Raw genomic sequence first — 14,735 nt, 5'->3', positions numbered from 1 at the left:
GCCCGGCGCGGCATTGAGGGCGGCGCCGGCCAGCGCGCTCTGGATAAAGCCGCGCCGCGTCAGCGCGGGCGCCGGCCCGGCCTCCGGCGCGTCGTCGGACTGGCCCGCAGCGGGGCGGACGTCAAGTGGATCGGGCATAACGGCTCCTCCTGGAATGGTCAGCCGATTATCCGCCGCCGCCTCGCCCGCTCCGTGCGCTTCCTAACTTAAACGCTTACTCCGGCAGCGGCGGCGCATGCGACGCCGGCACCGCGGTCTGCGCCGCGTTCATCACCATCGCCAGAAACGTGTAGTAGCCGTTGATTCCCATCAGATCGACCACGCCGTGCTCGCCGAAGGCGGCCAGCGCCGCCGCATAGGTGGCGTCGTCCACCCGCTGCCGCTGCTGCAGCTGGATGCAGAAGTCATACACCAGCGCCTCCTCCTGCAGCAGGCCGGCCGGCCGCTGGCGCGCCGCGATCGCCGCGATCACCTCGTCGGCGATGCCATAGTCACGCGCGATCGGCGCGTGGATCGCCCACTCCACCTGCTGGCTCCACTGGCGCGCCGTCACCAGGATCGCCAGCTCCGTCAGCCGCGTGCCGATGGCGCTGCGGTAGCGCAGATACTCGCCCATGCGCTGCGCCGCCGCCATCAGTTCCGGGCTGCGGATCAGCGGCACGAACGGCCCGTACAGCGCCCCGCGCGGCCCATTGATCACCGCCTGCGCCGCCACCTGCTGGGCCGCGCTCAATTGTTCGAAAGCGATGGGCGGCAGTCGATCATTCGTGGACATGTTTTCCTGGGATGACATAGTGAAGGCCACCTCATACAATTTCGCTGGCCTGCGCCAGGAATTCATCTTCCGACAGGATCAAGATTCGCTCCGTTGACGGGACCTGCAATACCACCTGCCGCGTGCGTCCTTTCAGGCCCATGACCTGATACACCTCGGGATCCTGATCCAGCCTGAAATGCTTCCCAAGCATAAGCGACTGGATGGCGGCTGGCTTGAGCAGAGCCTGGCCCTGATTCATTTGCTTTGTCATGGATTTTTCTTTACTGATGGCGCTCAATGTCCCTGGTGAACAAACTAGTGCCTGCTTATATCGTTTGCCACGATCAGGATGACCACCACCATCCACGCAAACGACTTCTCCAGCGCGTCTAAAAAATCCCTGGTTCGCCCACGCTTGCGCTCCATCTCGTTCAGCACGGTCTCAGCATGCACTCCCTGACGCTCAAGGCTGATTTTCTGCGCGCGCGCCGCAAGCAGACCATCCAATAGACCCGGGTATTTCTTCGTCATGCTCAATCCCCGTCAATATTTGACGGCAGAACCAGCCGGCGTAGGAATATTGTTCTTGAATCGTACCACGCTGAATTTCGCCGTCGTCCCCATTGAGTTAAACAGCAGAATCGCCGGCTTGCCGCCCAGGGAAATCGGCACACCACCGTGCATGTACTTGCTGCCGCTTGGCATCAAGGCCTGGAACTCTTTCGAGAACTCGACCATGTGGCCCTTGCAGTCGTTCAAAAACACCTGCGTTGAAACGTTGTTGATTTCATCGCCCCGCAACACCACATCCGGGCAGCCGTCGCCGTTCAGGTCCGCCGCGTAGCTATGAATATGTGAGGCATTGCTCAATTGAAGATTGCTGCCAAACCACGCAACGGTAGCATCCTCGAATGTCAGATTGCCCTTGTTGATCAACAACTGCGTGGTGGAACCGCCTCCGCCGCTGGTGTTATACGAATGGTGCGTGATCAACAGATCCGGCAAACCATCGCCATTGAAATCCGCCGACGTGATCTGCTTGACCGTCAGGTTTTCGCAGTTGCTCTTCTGGTAGCAATCGATTTTGGCGTAAGGACCATTCGGCAGCGCGATCATGGGGCTGCCAGCAAAGCTGCCGTTCGCATCCTGCTTCAAAACGATGGTGTCGACCGAATTCAAGGAAGGATTCACCAGCGCCGCGGAATACGAGTACAGGCTGCCAAGCACCAGCTCGTCGACGCCATCCCCATCCAGATCGACGGCCAGCGCGGCGGTGACCGGAAAATCCGCGCTGGTGAAATAGCCATTCAACGCCGTGCTGGCCACGCCGACATAGTCCGGCAGCCGTCCATTCATCTTGGCCGACGTCCCATCCGGTGCGATCTCGACCAGATAGCTCGGGCCGAAGGCATAGTCGCCGATGAAGGCCACCTTGTTGGCCTTGTCGCGCAGCTTCACGGCGGCGCCGCCATGCACCCAGCTGTAGTAACCAGCCGTCCCGGCATTGTTCGGCAGTTGCGTCGTGACATAGCCGCTGCTGCCTTGCGACAGCAGCGCATAGGTGGGTTCGCCCTTGTTGCCATCGGTGTCAGGCCCGTTGCCGCCCAAGATCACATCGGGCCGGCCGTCGCCGTTAAAGTCGCCCACCATCGAACCCAGTTCGGACTGGAACATCGCGGGAATCCCGCCTTTGACCGCCGACAGCGAGATATCGTCGAAGGTCTTGCCGTTCCATTTCAGCAGGTTCTGCGGCCCGGCCCGGTAACGGTCCAGCCCTTGCAGCGAAAAGTCCCAGTAGGTGTTCCCCACCATCAGCACATCGCCGGCAGCGCCCTGCTGGAGTTGCTGAATCGTCGTCACCAGCGAATAGTGGGTATCGACATTCCCGCCCGAGAAAACGTCAAATTGCAGGTCGACATAATCGGTCAATGTGTGGGTGGCCGGCAAATCAGCCGGACCCGGCACATAATCGATGCCGTCCGCCAGCGTCGGATTGACCCTGGCCTTGTTCTCGGCGCTGTCGCTAAAGCTGAACAACACGCTGGGCCGCGGGGCGCCGTTGGCCATGATGGATTCCCACCATGCGACGCCGGCCGCCTCGCCGGCCCGGTGCAGGATATTGTTGTACAACAGATTGATCAGCCCGGCGTCGCTGACGCTGGCGCCATAGGCATCCTTGAATTCCCCCGAACCGATGAAGTCAGCGGCAACGCCCAGCAAGTCGCGCCCGTTCTGGTTCGCGGCGATCCAGTAACCCAGGCCAGCCAAATCCGGCGTGCGGTTGAAGGCGGCCTGATACAGCCGATATACCTGTCCCGGCGCACCATCCACATCGAACGAGGTAAACACGTCGATAAACTTGATCAGCGATGGTTTGGCATAGGTCTGGACCTCGTTGGTGATCTTGTTGGTCAAGGTCACCATCCCGCTATCCTGGGCCCTGCTGATCGTATAGTTTGCGCGATAACCGGCGACCTGGACTTGATCGGGCTGCTGATCGCTAGCCAGTCGCGCGCCGCCCTCGGACACTTTGGCGACGCGCGGCGCGGCGCTGTCCGTGCTGGAACCGCATGCGGCCAAGACCGCCAGCATCAGCAAACCGCCCCCCAATTTTCCTGCATCCATTCCCCGCTCCCGAAAACATTTCTACGCGATAATAGGTTGCCACTGACTTTCGCGAATCATCCCAAAGGATGATTGTTGGACCAATAGTAACAAACGGGATATATGAAGCAACTGGACAGCATCATCGAGCAGGTCTACGACGCCGCGCTCGATCCGGCGGCATGGCATGGCCTGCTGGCCGACATCGCGTCGGCCGTCGATGCCGTGGCGGGGTTTTATGCCGGACTGGACATCCGCCATGGCCGCGGCGCCTTCTGGTATGCGGTCGGCCATGAACCCGGCATGCAAGCCCTCTACAACGAGCGCTACCTGGCCATCGATCCGACCCTGGCCCACGTCATCAAAATGCCGGGCAAAGCGTTTGCCTGCAGCGACTACCTGTCGGATGCCGAGATCGCCGCGAGCCGGTTCCATACCGAGTTTCTGCTGCCCAATGGCATCCGGCACGTGTTGAGCGGCGTCGTCAGCATGCAAGGCAGCACCCTCAGCTTTTTCGGTTTCCAGCGCCACCTCGGCCAGCCGCCGTTTTCACCCACCGAGACCGCCGTCCTGCAACGCTTGATACCGCATTTCGCCAAGGCCGACCAGGTGGCGGCCAAAGTCAGCACCGTCAGCGCCGCCCGGCGCATCGCCATGGCCGTCCTGGACCGCCTGGACTACGGCATTGTTATCGTGGATCAGACCGGTCATGTACGGATGACCAACCAACGCGCCGAGCAGTGGCTTCATTCCGGCGCGGTGGTGCGGTCACTCCTCGGCAAGGTGCGGTTGACGAACCTCAAGGACAATGAGGCGCTGGACAGCCTGGTGCGCGCTGCCGCGCAGGCCGACGGCGGCGACGTGCAGGCGCACGCCATGGAAACGCTGGCGGCCGACGGCAACACGCGCGTCAACCTCCTGGTGCTGCCGGTCAGCAGCGACGCCAGGAAGCAACTCGATGACGACGGCGCCGATGTCGCCATCATCATCTCGGAGCCCAATCAGCAGCGCGCCATGGCCGCCAACGTTCTGCAGAACTCGTATGGACTGACCGCCGCTGAAACCAGGGTGGCGATGGGACTGGCCGGCGGCCGGACGCAGGATGAACTCAGCGCGGCATTATTCGTCTCGCTGGCAACGATCAAAACGCATACACAGCACATCTACCGGAAAATCGGCATCGGCAGGCAGGTAGACCTGGTCCGCCTGATCTACGGCCTGCCCGCGCTGTTCTGACATCGATTTGCCGTCCGAATTATCCGGCCAGGTTCCGGCGTAGATCAACATCACGCCGGCCAAACGCGGCTACCGTTGGCAGTCTGCCCCGCCAACGAAAGGACGCCATGAGCCACCTCATCCACCGCAACCTGCGCCGCACGCCGCCCGTCGCCGTGCGCGCGCAAGGCCTCACCATCACCGACAGCGCCGGCCGCACCTACCTCGACGCCAGCGGCGGCGCCGCCGTCTCCTCGCTGGGCCACGGCCACCCGCAAGTGCTGGCCGCGATGCACGCCCAGATCGACGGCAGCGCCTACGCCCACACCGCCTTCTTCACCTGCGAGGCGGCCGAGGAACTGGCCGCGCGGCTGGCCGCCGACGCTCCCGGCGACCTCGATCACGTCTACCTGGTCTCCGGCGGCTCGGAGGCGATGGAGACCGCGCTCAAGCTGGCGCGCCAATACTGCCTGGAAGCCGGCCAGCCGCAGCGCGGCGTCTTCCTCGCGCGCCGCCAGAGCTACCACGGCAACACGCTGGGCGCGCTGGCGGTGGGCGGCAACGAATGGCGCCGCCGCCCGTTCGCGCCGCTGCTGCTCGACGTGCCGCATGTCTCGCCCTGCTACGAATACCGCGGCCGCGCCGAGGGCCAGAGCACCGACGACTACACCGCCGCCCTGCTGCATGAACTGGAGCAGGCCATCCTCGCCGCCGGCCCGGAAAACCTGATCGCCTTCGTCGCCGAAACCGTGGTCGGCGCCACCGCCGGCGCCGTGCCGCCCACGCCAGGCTACTTCCGCGGCGTGCGCAAATTGTGCGACCAGTATGGCCTGCTGTTGATCCTCGATGAAGTCATGTGCGGCATGGGCCGCAGCGGCACGCTGTACGCGTTCGAACAGGAAGGCGTGCTGCCGGACCTGGTGGTGCTGGGCAAAGGCCTGGGCGCCGGCTACCAGCCGATCGGCGCGGTGCTGGCGCGCGAGCACATCGTGCGGCGCCTGCGCGACGGCAGCGGCGCCTTCCAGCACGGCCACACCTACATGGGCCACCCGGTGGCCGCCGCCGCCGCGCTGGCGGTGCAGAAGGTGATACAGAAGGAAGGCCTGCTGGGCGCCGTCACCGTGCGTGGCGCGTCCTTGCGGCGCATGCTGCGCGCGGCCTTCGGCCAGCATCCGCATGTCGGCGACATCCGCGGACGCGGGCTGCTGATCGGACTGGAACTGGTGCGGGACCGCGCCAGCAAGGCGCCGTTCGACCCGGCGCTCAAGCTGCACGCCCGCATCAAGGACGAGGCCATGGCGCGCGGCTTGATGGTCTACCCGATGGGCGGCACCATCGACGGCCGCCAGGGCGACCACATCCTGCTGGCGCCCCCTTTCATCGCCACCGAGGCGGAGCTGGCGGAAATCACCGGCCGCCTGGCGGACGCCCTGCGGGCCGTTGTTGCAATTTCGCAATAAAAACCATATGGCAATTAAATAATATTCCCATAAGTCAACATTGTTGCTTATAATTAATATTTACATGCCAATTACGCCAGCCAGCCCATGAAGAAAAGTATCGGTATCCTGCTGTTGTCCACTCTGTGCGGCGCCCTGCCGCTGCAGGCGCAAAACGTCGACAACCTGACGCCCGAGCAGCAGAAACAGCTGCTCAACCTGCTGCTTCTGCAGCAGAAGGTGGCGCAGCTCAACGCGCAAAACGGTTACACGCCGCAAGCGGCGGTGGCCCCGGCGGCGGCCGCGCCACAACGCAGCGACGCCGAACTGGCCGCCGCCTTCGACGCCTTCCCGGCCCTGACCGCCGGCGTCCAGTTCGAGCGCTTCCGCGACGGCTTCGCGATCAACGGCCGCCGCTACATCGACCCGGAAGGCAAGATCACCAGCTACGGTTTCGACGCCCAGTCCGGCGACTTCACCTATCTGGCGGAAACCAATGCCGGCGAATACGTCCTCAAGTCGGGCCGCGCGCTGGCGTCGGCCGAGCCGGTCACCATCGCCACCGCCCGCAAGCAGGGCGCGCAGTGGCAGGTGAGCACCGTCACCGGCAAGAAATTCACGGGCTACCGCCTGATCCCTTCGTCGCGCGGCTTCGTGATCGCGCGCGACAACACCGGCTTCCGTTTCGTGCCCGGCCACGGCACCACCAACATCGTTGCGCCGGAAACCTTCACCATCGCCGCGCTGCAGAACGGCGACATCGCCAACACCGGCTACATCCTGCTGGAGCGCACGCCGGAATCCAACGGCTCGCAGGCGAACAATTCGCTCGGCTCCCTGTTCAACGCGGTGAAATCGCTGGGCAGCGTGGTTGGCGTCGGCAAGAAAGAGGACTACGCGCTGCTCAATATCGAGAACAACCGCCTCGTGCCGGTCAACGTCTCGCTGGAGGACAAGCAGGTGCAGGTGATGAGCGCCTGCCGCCAGCGCAACATGCTGATCGCGCAATGCGACAAAATGGACAGCTATGACAGCGTCTTCCAGCCGAACGGCATGCGCAACATGAGCCACTACTTCTGGCGCATCAACTGGTTCAACGTGCCGGGCCGGCCGATCCTGGTATCCCAGGAAGGCGGCCTGTCGAAGGTTTCGGCGACCGACCTGAACTCCGGCAAAAAGGTCATCCTGTTCGAACGCACGCTGGGCATCGCCAACTTCGCCGCCACCCAGCAGGCCAACGGCAAGATCAGCGTGACGGCGCAGATGGGCTTTTCCAGCGAAACCCGCGACGACGTCGCCGCCCTGCTGGACACGCTGCCGGACGTCGCGGAAAAAACCGCCAACTGAGGCAGCTGGCGGCGGCAGGCTTACTTGGTCGCCTTCCAGGCGATGACTTCCTGCTGCTGCTCGCCCAGGCCGGCGATGCCGAGGCGCACCACGTCGCCCTTCTTCAGGAAGCGCTGCGGCTTGCGTCCCATGCCCACGCCCGGCGGCGTGCCGGTGGCGATCACGTCGCCCGGCTCCAGCGTCATGCACTTCGATACATAGCTGACGATCTGCGCCACCGAGAAGATCATGGTCGAGGTGTTCCCGGTCTGCATGCGCTTGCCGTTGACCTCCAGGTACAGGTCCAGGTCCTGCACGTCGTACAGGTCTTCCGGCGTCACCAGCCACGGGCCGACAGGGCCGAAGGTGTCGAAGCCCTTGCCCTTGTCCCAGGTGCCGCCGCGTTCCAGCTGATACTCGCGCTCCGACACGTCGTGCACCACCGTGTAGCCGGCCACGTACTTGAGCGCATCGGCCTCGCTGACGTACTGTGCGCGCGTGCCGATGACGATGCCCAGCTCCACCTCCCAGTCCATCTTCTTCGACCCTTGCGGCATCATGATCGGATCGTCGGGGCCCGACAGCGCGGTATTCGCCTTCAGGAAGATGATCGGCTCCTTCGGAATCGGCATGCCCGCTTCGGCCGCGTGGTCGGAATAATTCAGGCCAATGCAGACGAACTTGCCGACGCGCGCCACCGGCACGCCGAAGCGCGGATTGCCGCGCACCAGCGGCAGCGACGCGTGCGCCACCTTCTCCAGCTTGCGCAACGCCTTCGGCGCCAGCTGCGCCGCATCGACGTCGTCGATCACGCCGGACAAGTCGCGCAGCTTGCCTTCATCATCGATCAAGCCTGGTTTTTCTTTGCCTGGACGGCCATAACGCACTAGTCTCATACTTCACCCTCGGTTATCAGTTCAACGCCATTCTAACCGTAGCGCTCTTGTCGCAACCATTTGTTGGCGATGATCTTGATCCCCTTGACCACCGGCGCGCCGCCATGCAGCGTCTGCGTATCCGGCTGGTGATTGCTGTCGGTGTTCAGGAACCACAGCGCATTGCCCTTCTTCGGGAACACCTCCAGCCCCAGCGAAGGGAAGACCGTGCCGCCGCCCTGCTCCACGTCGGACAGATACAGCACGAAGGTCGCCAGCCGCTGGCCGCCGCGCGCCAGGTGCGGCCGGTGGCCGGCGCTGTCGGGATCGAGCCAGTCGTAGTGCGGCCGGTATTCCTGCGTCTGGCCGTACTTCTGCAGCTGGAACGGCTCGGTGCATTCGGGCGACCAGTGCGCCAGCGCCGCCAGCCGGCGGTCGATGCGCTCGGCCACCTCCGCCTCGCCGCGCTGGATGAACGCCATCTCCGAGGTGCGGCCCTCGTGCACCACGCTGGCGCCGTCGGCTTCGGCCGTCACCGTCGAGCGGGTGTAGCGCGTGCCGCAATGGGCGACGATGGCGTCGCACTCCGCGTCGCTGAGCACATTCCCGAGCAGGATCACCTGCGGCTTTTTCAGCACGAACAGCACCTCCACCTCGCGGTCCGGCGTGGCGATGCGGTTGCTGCTGACGTCAATATAAGGCATCTCGCGCGGCGCGGAGAAGGCGCTGGCGGCAGCCGGCGCCTCGGCCACATCGCCCGCGGTGGCCGCGCCGGCGCGGATGCGCACCGCCTCGTCGATGGCCGCGCGCGCGGCCGTCATGCTGTACTGGCCGGAGCGCGCCATGCTGTTGGCCATGTCGAGCGGACTGCAGGCGCGCGCCAGGTTTTCCATGATCCAGTCGCGCCAGGTGAGCGGCAATGAAGCAAAGGCGTTTTGATCTTGGGTCATCACGTAATCAGGAGCGAGTCGGACGGGGATTCCATTCTACCGGATTGCGCCTGCCCGCCGCACAAACCAGATCAGTCCCGGGAGCTGCAACAGCACCAGCAGCGCGAACGCCGCCTGATAGCTCTGCGCCGGATAGTGTCCCGTCACATCCGGCCGCCAGCATCCGACTACCAAGCCGAAACCCGCCTGCACCGCGAACGCGCCGAGGAAGATCAGCAGATTCAGACAGGTGGCCGCGCGCCCCGTCAGCGCGCCGGGCAGGCTGAGGGCGACGATGGTGTACTCGATGCCGGTCACCGTGCCGACCAGCGTAAACAACACCGACAGCAGTTGGTAGCTCGGCCGCCAGTTGCACACAAAGCCCACCTGCACCGCGATGAACAGGGCCACGCCGGCCGCCGCCACGCGGATCGGCTGCACGCCGCGCCGTCCGGCCCACTCGGTGATCATGCCGACCGCGATGGCGCCGAAGATCACCGCCGCCATGCCGAGGTACAGCAGGTAGCCGACCGCGTTGTCCGAATAGCGCGCGACATCACTGAGCCAGCGCCCGATCCACAGCCCCTGGATGCCGAAGAACACCGTGTGCGGCACCAGCACCAGCGCCGCCATTTCGCGGAAGGCCGGATGGCGATAGACTTCGCGCATGGCATCGAGCAGCGCCGGCTTGCGCGCCGCGCCGGGCTGCGGCGGCGACAGCGCGCGGATCAGGAAGCCGATCAGCGCCGCCGCGGCCGCCAGCCACAGGAACAGGCCGCGCCAGTCCATGTAGTCCAGCGCCATCCGCACCGGCAGCGTGGCCGCCGCCGCACCGAGGCCGCCGATGGCGATCAGATAGCCCTGCACCGACGGCAGCCGCGCCGGCGCGATCCAGGTGGAGATGGCCTTCACCGCCGACATGAAGCAGCCGCCCAGTCCCAGGCCGATCACGGCGCGCGCCACCAGCAGCTGCGTGAAGGTGTGGCCGCCGGCGAAAGCCAGCGCGCCGACGCCGGCCAGCAGCAGCATCGGCGGCTGCACCGTGCCCGGTCCCCAGCGGTCCAGCGCCATGCCGACCGGCAGCTGCGCCAGCGCGAACGCCAGGAAGAAGGCGCTGGTCAGCAACCCAAGTTCGCCGGGCGTCAACGCCAGCGCCGCCACCAGTTGCGGCGCCAGCGTCGCGTTCACCGTCCGCATCAGGCACGAAAGAAAGTGCCCCAGCGCGAACGGCAGAAACACCATCACAAACACCGTGCGGCCGGACAGCGACGACGCGGCGGCAGCCGGCGACGAGAACGGCGCTGACGCAACGCGGATGGACGACGACTCGGCCGGCGGCGCGCCGATGCCGGACGCCGCGTCGTCTGGCGGCGGCGCTGCGGGCGTGGCGGAATCGTCGCGCATCATCGCCGTCCCGCGTTCAGGCAGCGGTGTGCGAGTCGCAGCCGGCCGCCGACGCCGCGCCGCCCTCCGCGCGCGCCGACAGCAGTGGAATCACCTTGCGCACGCCCGGCGGCTCGGCGCCATACTCGCTGCGGCTGCCGCCCTCCTCCTCGAAGAAAAACTTCTCCCTGCCGAACGCCGGTTTCAACTCATCCATCCACGTCGCCAGCGGATCGAACTTCGCATAAAACGGCTTGCGCACCCAGTCCGGATTGCGCGCCTGCAGGAACTGCAAGGCAAACACCTTCTCGCCGCCGATGGTCGCGATCCCGTCGATCACCACCTTGCCCGGGAAAGCGCTCATCGACGGCCCGCGCACCGTGCGCGACAAGCCGGACACCATCTGATACGCCGCCTGGAAAATCTCATGCGCGCGCGCCAGCGGCAGCTGGAAATACTCGCGCGGCCCGGTATCGCGCTCCACGAACATATAGTACGGAATGGCTCCCAGCCGCACGCCGGTCTGCCACAGCTCCGCCCACGACGCCGGATCTTCATTGATATGCCGGATCAGCGGCCCCTGCATGCGCAAGGTCGCGCCGGTGCCGACGATGCGCTTGACCGCCTGCTGCGCCACCTCCTGCCGCAGCTCCACCGCATGGTTGTAATGCCCCATGATCGCCATGTTCTTGCCCGCCTTGACCACGCGTTCGAAGAGCCGCAGCAAATCATCCGCGTCGCGGTCCGACACAAAGCGCTGCGGCCAATACGCCACCGACTTGGTGCCGATGCGGATATTCTGGATATGCCCCAGCTCCGGCGCCAGCAGCGGTTCAATGTACGCCTCCAGCGACCGCGTATTCATGATCAGCGGATCGCCGCCGGTGATCAGCACATCGGTCACCTCCGGATGCATGCGCAGGTACGACGCCAGCTCGTGCGACTCCTTCGCATCGAACTTCAGATCGTCCATGCCGACGAACTGCGGCCAGCGGAAGCAGAAGGTGCAGTACGCATGGCAGGTCTGCCCGGAACTCGGGAAGAACAGCACCGTCTCCTTGTACTTGTGCTGCAAGCCCCTCAGCGGCGCATCGTTCACGCGCGGCACGTTGTGCGTCATCTGCCCGGCCGGATGGGGATTCATGCGCAGGCGGATGCGCCGCACCAGCTCCACCAGCGCCGCCTGGTCGGCCTTGCCCAGCACCAGTTCCTTGAGCCGCGCATAGTCGTCCGGCGCCAGCATGTCGCGGTGCGGGAACGTCAGCCGGTAAATCGGATCGTCCGGGATGTTGTTCCAGTCGATCAGATGATCGAGCACATATTCGTTGGTGCGAAACGGCAGCACATGCGACACCACCTGAACCGCCTCCTGCAAATCGGGCGGTATCCATTCCCACTGCCGCGAGTGCGAAATGGTCTGGCGTATAAACGGTTTGAATTTAGGCGTATCCATCACGAAGTCCTGTTGTGAAAGGTCGGAAACCCCATGCTAGGCCGCGCGCCGCCACTCAGTCTTGCGCGAACGCAACTCCTGAAATTGCTGGCGGCGTACAGTTCATAGCGTCATCCACCCGACAGGAGTTCGCTCATGAAAACCCTCGTTAGCATCGCGCTGGCCACCTTCACGCTGTCCGCGCTGGCCTCCGAACCGACCGAAAAAGACGCCATCGCCATGGCCGAAAAAGGCGCAGCCTTCATCAAGACCAACGGCCAGGACGCCTTCATCAAAAAGATCGCCGCCAAGGATCCCGATTACCTGCAAGGCTCGCTGTACGTGGACGTGCGCGACATCAAGACCGGCATCGTGCTGGCGCACCCGGTCAATCCGTCCATCGTCGGCAAGGACCTGACCGACATCCCCGACGCCAGCGGCAAGAAGTACCGCCGCGAGATCATCGAACTGGCCGCCAAAAAAGGCCACGGCTGGGTGGACTACCAGTACAAGAATCCCACCACCGGCAAGATCGAACCCAAGACCACCTACATCCTGCGCGTCGGCGACATCGTGCTGGAAGCGGGCATCTACAAAAAATAGGCGCCGCGCCGGCGCCGGGAGGGCATCATGTTGAACAAACTGCGTATCGGTCCCAAACTGCTGCTCGCGCCGATGCTGGTGCTGGTGCTGCTGATCGCCACCGCCACCGCGTCCTACGTCGGCATGGTACGCCAGAACGCGTCGCTGGAAAACCTGGTGCAGGTGCGCGCCGCCCGCCTCAAGATCGCGGCCGACGTCAGCGGCGAAGCGCGCTACGCCCATGCCCACATCTACCAGCTGCTGGCCTGGGTCAACGGCAGCTTTGCGCAGGCGCGCCTGGACGCCCTGTCGCGCGACATCAGGACGCGACACGCCGCCATCGACAAGCAGCTGCGCGACCTCGACGCGCTGGCCGACGACAGCGAACGCAAGATCGTCGCCCAGTCGCTGCAGGCGCTGGCCGCCTACCGCAAGGCCGTCCTCGAAACCATGGACATGGCGCAGGCCGACCAGAGCATCGCCACCAACGCCATGGCCATCGCCGAAAAACAGTTCCTGCTACTGAACGAGCAACTGGCGCAATTATCGGCGCTGGAAAAGCAGCTCAGCGAGGAAGCGCACGCGCAAGCCAAGGCCGATTTCAAGACGCTCAACACCGGCATGACCATCATGGTGCTGCTGTCGATCGCGCTGTCGATCGGCGTGACGATGGCGGTGCGCGGCGCCATGCTGCGCGACATCCGCGCCATCGCCGACGTGGTGATCGCGCTGGCCGCCGGCCGCCTCGCCGCCGGCCGCAGTACCGAGGGCCGCGACGAAATCGCCGACACCGCGCGCATGCTGGACCAAACCATGAGCAACCTGACGCAAACCCTCACCACCATCCTCGGCGCGGTGCGCTCGATCGACACCGCCGCGCGCGAAATCGCCACCGGCAACCTCGATCTGTCGACGCGCACCGAAATGCAGGCCAGCTCGCTGGAGCAGACCGCCAGCGCCATGAACAGCCTGACGCAGGCGGTGCAGGCCAACGCCGCCAACGCGCGCCAGGCCTGCCAGCTGGCCGAAGGCGCCAGCGACCTGGCGCGCCACGGCGGCGCGGCGATGGAGGACGCGGTGCAGACCATGGCCTCGATCCGCGCCAGCTCGCGCCAGATCGTCGACATCATCGCCGTCATCGACGGCATCTCGTTCCAGACCAATATCCTGGCGCTGAACGCCGCCGTCGAAGCGGCGCGCGCCGGCGAACAGGGACGCGGCTTCGCCGTGGTGGCGGCCGAAGTGCGCACGCTGGCGCAGCGCTCGGCCGCCGCCGCCAAGGAAATCAAGACGCTGATCGCCGCCTCGGTCGCCACCATCGACAGCGGCAGCGCCTCGGTGCAGCAGGCCGGCGAGCGCATGGGCGGCATCGTCGCCGCCGTGCAGCAGGTCAACGACATCATCGCCCGCATCAGCGCCGCCAGCGCCGAACAGGCGCAGGGCATCGCCGAAGTCAATCAGGCGGTCGGACAGATGGATGATGTGACGCAGCAGAACGCCGCGCTGGTGGAACAGGCCGCGGCGGCGGCGGCCAGCCTGCAGGACCAGGCCGGCCACCTGTCGCAGGCGGTGTCGGTGTTCAAGCTAGAGCCGTCGCATGGGCTTGCTCAAAAAGCGCGACCCGCCCTCGACGAAGCGCCACGGCAGCTCCACCGCTTTGGAGATGCCGATGCGCGGGCCGGCTAGCACCTCCAGCGGCCGCGCCGCGTCGCGCGGCAGCAGCAGGAACGGCGGCTCCGCCAGGGGCAGATTGTTCAGCGCCCGCGTCACGCCCAGCGCCTGGCCGAGCCGTCCCGGTCCGGCGCACAGCAGCCGCACATCGTCCAGCCCGCGCCGCGCGCGCATCGCCTCCACGCCTTCGACCGGCTCCAGCGCGCGGATCAGCACCCCGGCGCCGTGCCCCGGCGCGCGGCAGACGAAATTCAGGCACCAGTGGATGCCGTGCGACTGGTACACATAGCTGCGCGCCGGCGGTCCGAACATGGAAAAATTGCGCGGCGTCTCGCCGCCGTAGCAGTGCGAGGCCGGCTCCTCGCGGTCGTAGGCCTCGGTTTCGACGATGCGGCCGCCGACGCCGTTGACCAGCAGCGTCACGCCGATGAGCTGCTCGGCCACCAACTCGGATGGCGCGCTGAAATCGATCCCCGCAAGATTCGTAATCATGCGTCTATTCTAAATGGCAAACTGGACCAC

Annotated in this window: 14 protein-coding genes; 5 read left to right on the top strand and 9 right to left on the bottom strand. The window is 65.3% G+C overall.

Annotated elements, in window-relative coordinates:
- Nucleotides 1–214 precede the first annotated feature (214 nt).
- Genes GJ695_RS26445 through GJ695_RS26430 form a run of 4 tightly spaced genes read right to left on the bottom strand, consistent with a single transcriptional unit; the run spans nt 215 to nt 3,382 of the window.
- Nucleotides 215–775, bottom strand: a complete 561-nt coding sequence (locus GJ695_RS26445) for a carboxymuconolactone decarboxylase family protein (protein ID WP_154370111.1) — start codon at nt 773–775, stop codon at nt 215–217.
- Between the two features lie 31 nt (nt 776–806).
- Nucleotides 807–1,028, bottom strand: coding sequence for a hypothetical protein (locus GJ695_RS26440; RefSeq protein WP_154370109.1), 222 nt, complete (start codon nt 1,026–1,028; stop codon nt 807–809).
- A 44-nt stretch (nt 1,029–1,072) separates the two neighbouring features.
- Complete coding sequence (locus tag GJ695_RS26435) at nt 1,073–1,288, bottom strand: hypothetical protein (RefSeq protein WP_154370108.1); 216 nt, start codon at nt 1,286–1,288, stop codon at nt 1,073–1,075.
- Between the two features lie 12 nt (nt 1,289–1,300).
- Nucleotides 1,301–3,382, bottom strand: a complete 2,082-nt coding sequence (locus tag GJ695_RS26430; protein ID WP_154370106.1) for a DUF4214 domain-containing protein — start codon at nt 3,380–3,382, stop codon at nt 1,301–1,303.
- Between the two features lie 102 nt (nt 3,383–3,484).
- Between GJ695_RS26430 and GJ695_RS26425 the strand changes: the two genes are divergently transcribed.
- The 3 genes from GJ695_RS26425 (at nt 3,485) to GJ695_RS26415 (ending at nt 7,362) form a co-directional block, all read left to right on the top strand.
- Nucleotides 3,485–4,597 carry a helix-turn-helix transcriptional regulator gene (locus GJ695_RS26425; protein WP_154370105.1) on the top strand — a complete coding sequence of 371 codons (1,113 nt, stop codon included), beginning with the start codon at nt 3,485–3,487 and terminating at the stop codon, nt 4,595–4,597.
- A 107-nt stretch (nt 4,598–4,704) separates the two neighbouring features.
- Nucleotides 4,705–6,036 carry an aspartate aminotransferase family protein gene (locus GJ695_RS26420; protein WP_154370103.1) on the top strand — a complete coding sequence of 444 codons (1,332 nt, stop codon included), beginning with the start codon at nt 4,705–4,707 and terminating at the stop codon, nt 6,034–6,036.
- Nucleotides 6,037–6,123: 87 nt separating this feature from the next.
- Nucleotides 6,124–7,362 carry a hypothetical protein gene (locus GJ695_RS26415; protein ID WP_154370101.1) on the top strand — a complete coding sequence of 413 codons (1,239 nt, stop codon included), beginning with the start codon at nt 6,124–6,126 and terminating at the stop codon, nt 7,360–7,362.
- A gap of 20 nt (nt 7,363–7,382) precedes the next feature.
- Here the strand turns inward: GJ695_RS26415 and GJ695_RS26410 are convergent, their stop codons facing one another.
- From GJ695_RS26410 to GJ695_RS26395, 4 genes are read right to left on the bottom strand one after another with little or no spacing between them, the layout of a single operon-like run.
- The gene (locus GJ695_RS26410; RefSeq protein WP_154370099.1) at nt 7,383–8,237 is read right to left on the bottom strand and encodes a fumarylacetoacetate hydrolase family protein; all 855 of its coding nucleotides are present in this window, start codon (nt 8,235–8,237) and stop codon (nt 7,383–7,385) included.
- 32 nt (nt 8,238–8,269) lie between these two features.
- The gene (locus GJ695_RS26405; protein WP_229260652.1) at nt 8,270–9,166 is read right to left on the bottom strand and encodes a 2OG-Fe(II) oxygenase; all 897 of its coding nucleotides are present in this window, start codon (nt 9,164–9,166) and stop codon (nt 8,270–8,272) included.
- A 36-nt stretch (nt 9,167–9,202) separates the two neighbouring features.
- Nucleotides 9,203–10,552, bottom strand: coding sequence for an MFS transporter (locus tag GJ695_RS26400; protein WP_229260654.1), 1,350 nt, complete (start codon nt 10,550–10,552; stop codon nt 9,203–9,205).
- Nucleotides 10,553–10,565: 13 nt separating this feature from the next.
- Nucleotides 10,566–11,981: a KamA family radical SAM protein gene (locus GJ695_RS26395; RefSeq protein WP_154370097.1), complete on the bottom strand. Its 1,416-nt coding sequence runs from the start codon at nt 11,979–11,981 to the stop codon at nt 10,566–10,568.
- A gap of 135 nt (nt 11,982–12,116) precedes the next feature.
- Between GJ695_RS26395 and GJ695_RS26390 the strand changes: the two genes are divergently transcribed.
- The gene (locus GJ695_RS26390; RefSeq protein ID WP_154370095.1) at nt 12,117–12,563 is read left to right on the top strand and encodes a cache domain-containing protein; all 447 of its coding nucleotides are present in this window, start codon (nt 12,117–12,119) and stop codon (nt 12,561–12,563) included.
- 27 nt (nt 12,564–12,590) lie between these two features.
- Nucleotides 12,591–14,228 (top strand): methyl-accepting chemotaxis protein, encoded by a 1,638-nt coding sequence (locus GJ695_RS26385; RefSeq protein ID WP_154370094.1) that lies wholly within the window; start codon nt 12,591–12,593, stop codon nt 14,226–14,228.
- Here the strand turns inward: GJ695_RS26385 and GJ695_RS26380 are convergent.
- Nucleotides 14,127–14,705, bottom strand: coding sequence for a DNA-3-methyladenine glycosylase (locus tag GJ695_RS26380; RefSeq protein ID WP_154370093.1), 579 nt, complete (start codon nt 14,703–14,705; stop codon nt 14,127–14,129). The genes GJ695_RS26385 and GJ695_RS26380 overlap by 102 nt on opposite strands.
- Nucleotides 14,706–14,735: the final 30 nt, after the last annotated feature.

Source organism: Duganella alba (assembly GCF_009674495.1).
GTDB lineage: Bacteria > Pseudomonadota > Gammaproteobacteria > Burkholderiales > Burkholderiaceae_D > Rugamonas > Rugamonas alba.
The sequence above is the reverse complement of the archived record's forward strand: the minus strand, read 5'-3'. Positions and strand labels throughout refer to the sequence as shown.

Coding starts and splice junctions, on each gene's coding strand:
- GJ695_RS26445 (WP_154370111.1), bottom strand. CDS start 775: ATGTCCACGAATGATCGACTGCCGCCCATCGCTTTCGAACAATTGAGC.
- GJ695_RS26440 (WP_154370109.1), bottom strand. CDS start 1,028: ATGACAAAGCAAATGAATCAGGGCCAGGCTCTGCTCAAGCCAGCCGCC.
- GJ695_RS26435 (WP_154370108.1), bottom strand. CDS start 1,288: ATGACGAAGAAATACCCGGGTCTATTGGATGGTCTGCTTGCGGCGCGC.
- GJ695_RS26430 (WP_154370106.1), bottom strand. CDS start 3,382: ATGGATGCAGGAAAATTGGGGGGCGGTTTGCTGATGCTGGCGGTCTTG.
- GJ695_RS26425 (WP_154370105.1), top strand. CDS start 3,485: ATGAAGCAACTGGACAGCATCATCGAGCAGGTCTACGACGCCGCGCTC.
- GJ695_RS26420 (WP_154370103.1), top strand. CDS start 4,705: ATGAGCCACCTCATCCACCGCAACCTGCGCCGCACGCCGCCCGTCGCC.
- GJ695_RS26415 (WP_154370101.1), top strand. CDS start 6,124: ATGAAGAAAAGTATCGGTATCCTGCTGTTGTCCACTCTGTGCGGCGCC.
- GJ695_RS26410 (WP_154370099.1), bottom strand. CDS start 8,237: ATGAGACTAGTGCGTTATGGCCGTCCAGGCAAAGAAAAACCAGGCTTG.
- GJ695_RS26405 (WP_229260652.1), bottom strand. CDS start 9,166: ATGACCCAAGATCAAAACGCCTTTGCTTCATTGCCGCTCACCTGGCGC.
- GJ695_RS26400 (WP_229260654.1), bottom strand. CDS start 10,552: ATGATGCGCGACGATTCCGCCACGCCCGCAGCGCCGCCGCCAGACGAC.
- GJ695_RS26395 (WP_154370097.1), bottom strand. CDS start 11,981: ATGGATACGCCTAAATTCAAACCGTTTATACGCCAGACCATTTCGCAC.
- GJ695_RS26390 (WP_154370095.1), top strand. CDS start 12,117: ATGAAAACCCTCGTTAGCATCGCGCTGGCCACCTTCACGCTGTCCGCG.
- GJ695_RS26385 (WP_154370094.1), top strand. CDS start 12,591: ATGTTGAACAAACTGCGTATCGGTCCCAAACTGCTGCTCGCGCCGATG.
- GJ695_RS26380 (WP_154370093.1), bottom strand. CDS start 14,705: ATGATTACGAATCTTGCGGGGATCGATTTCAGCGCGCCATCCGAGTTG.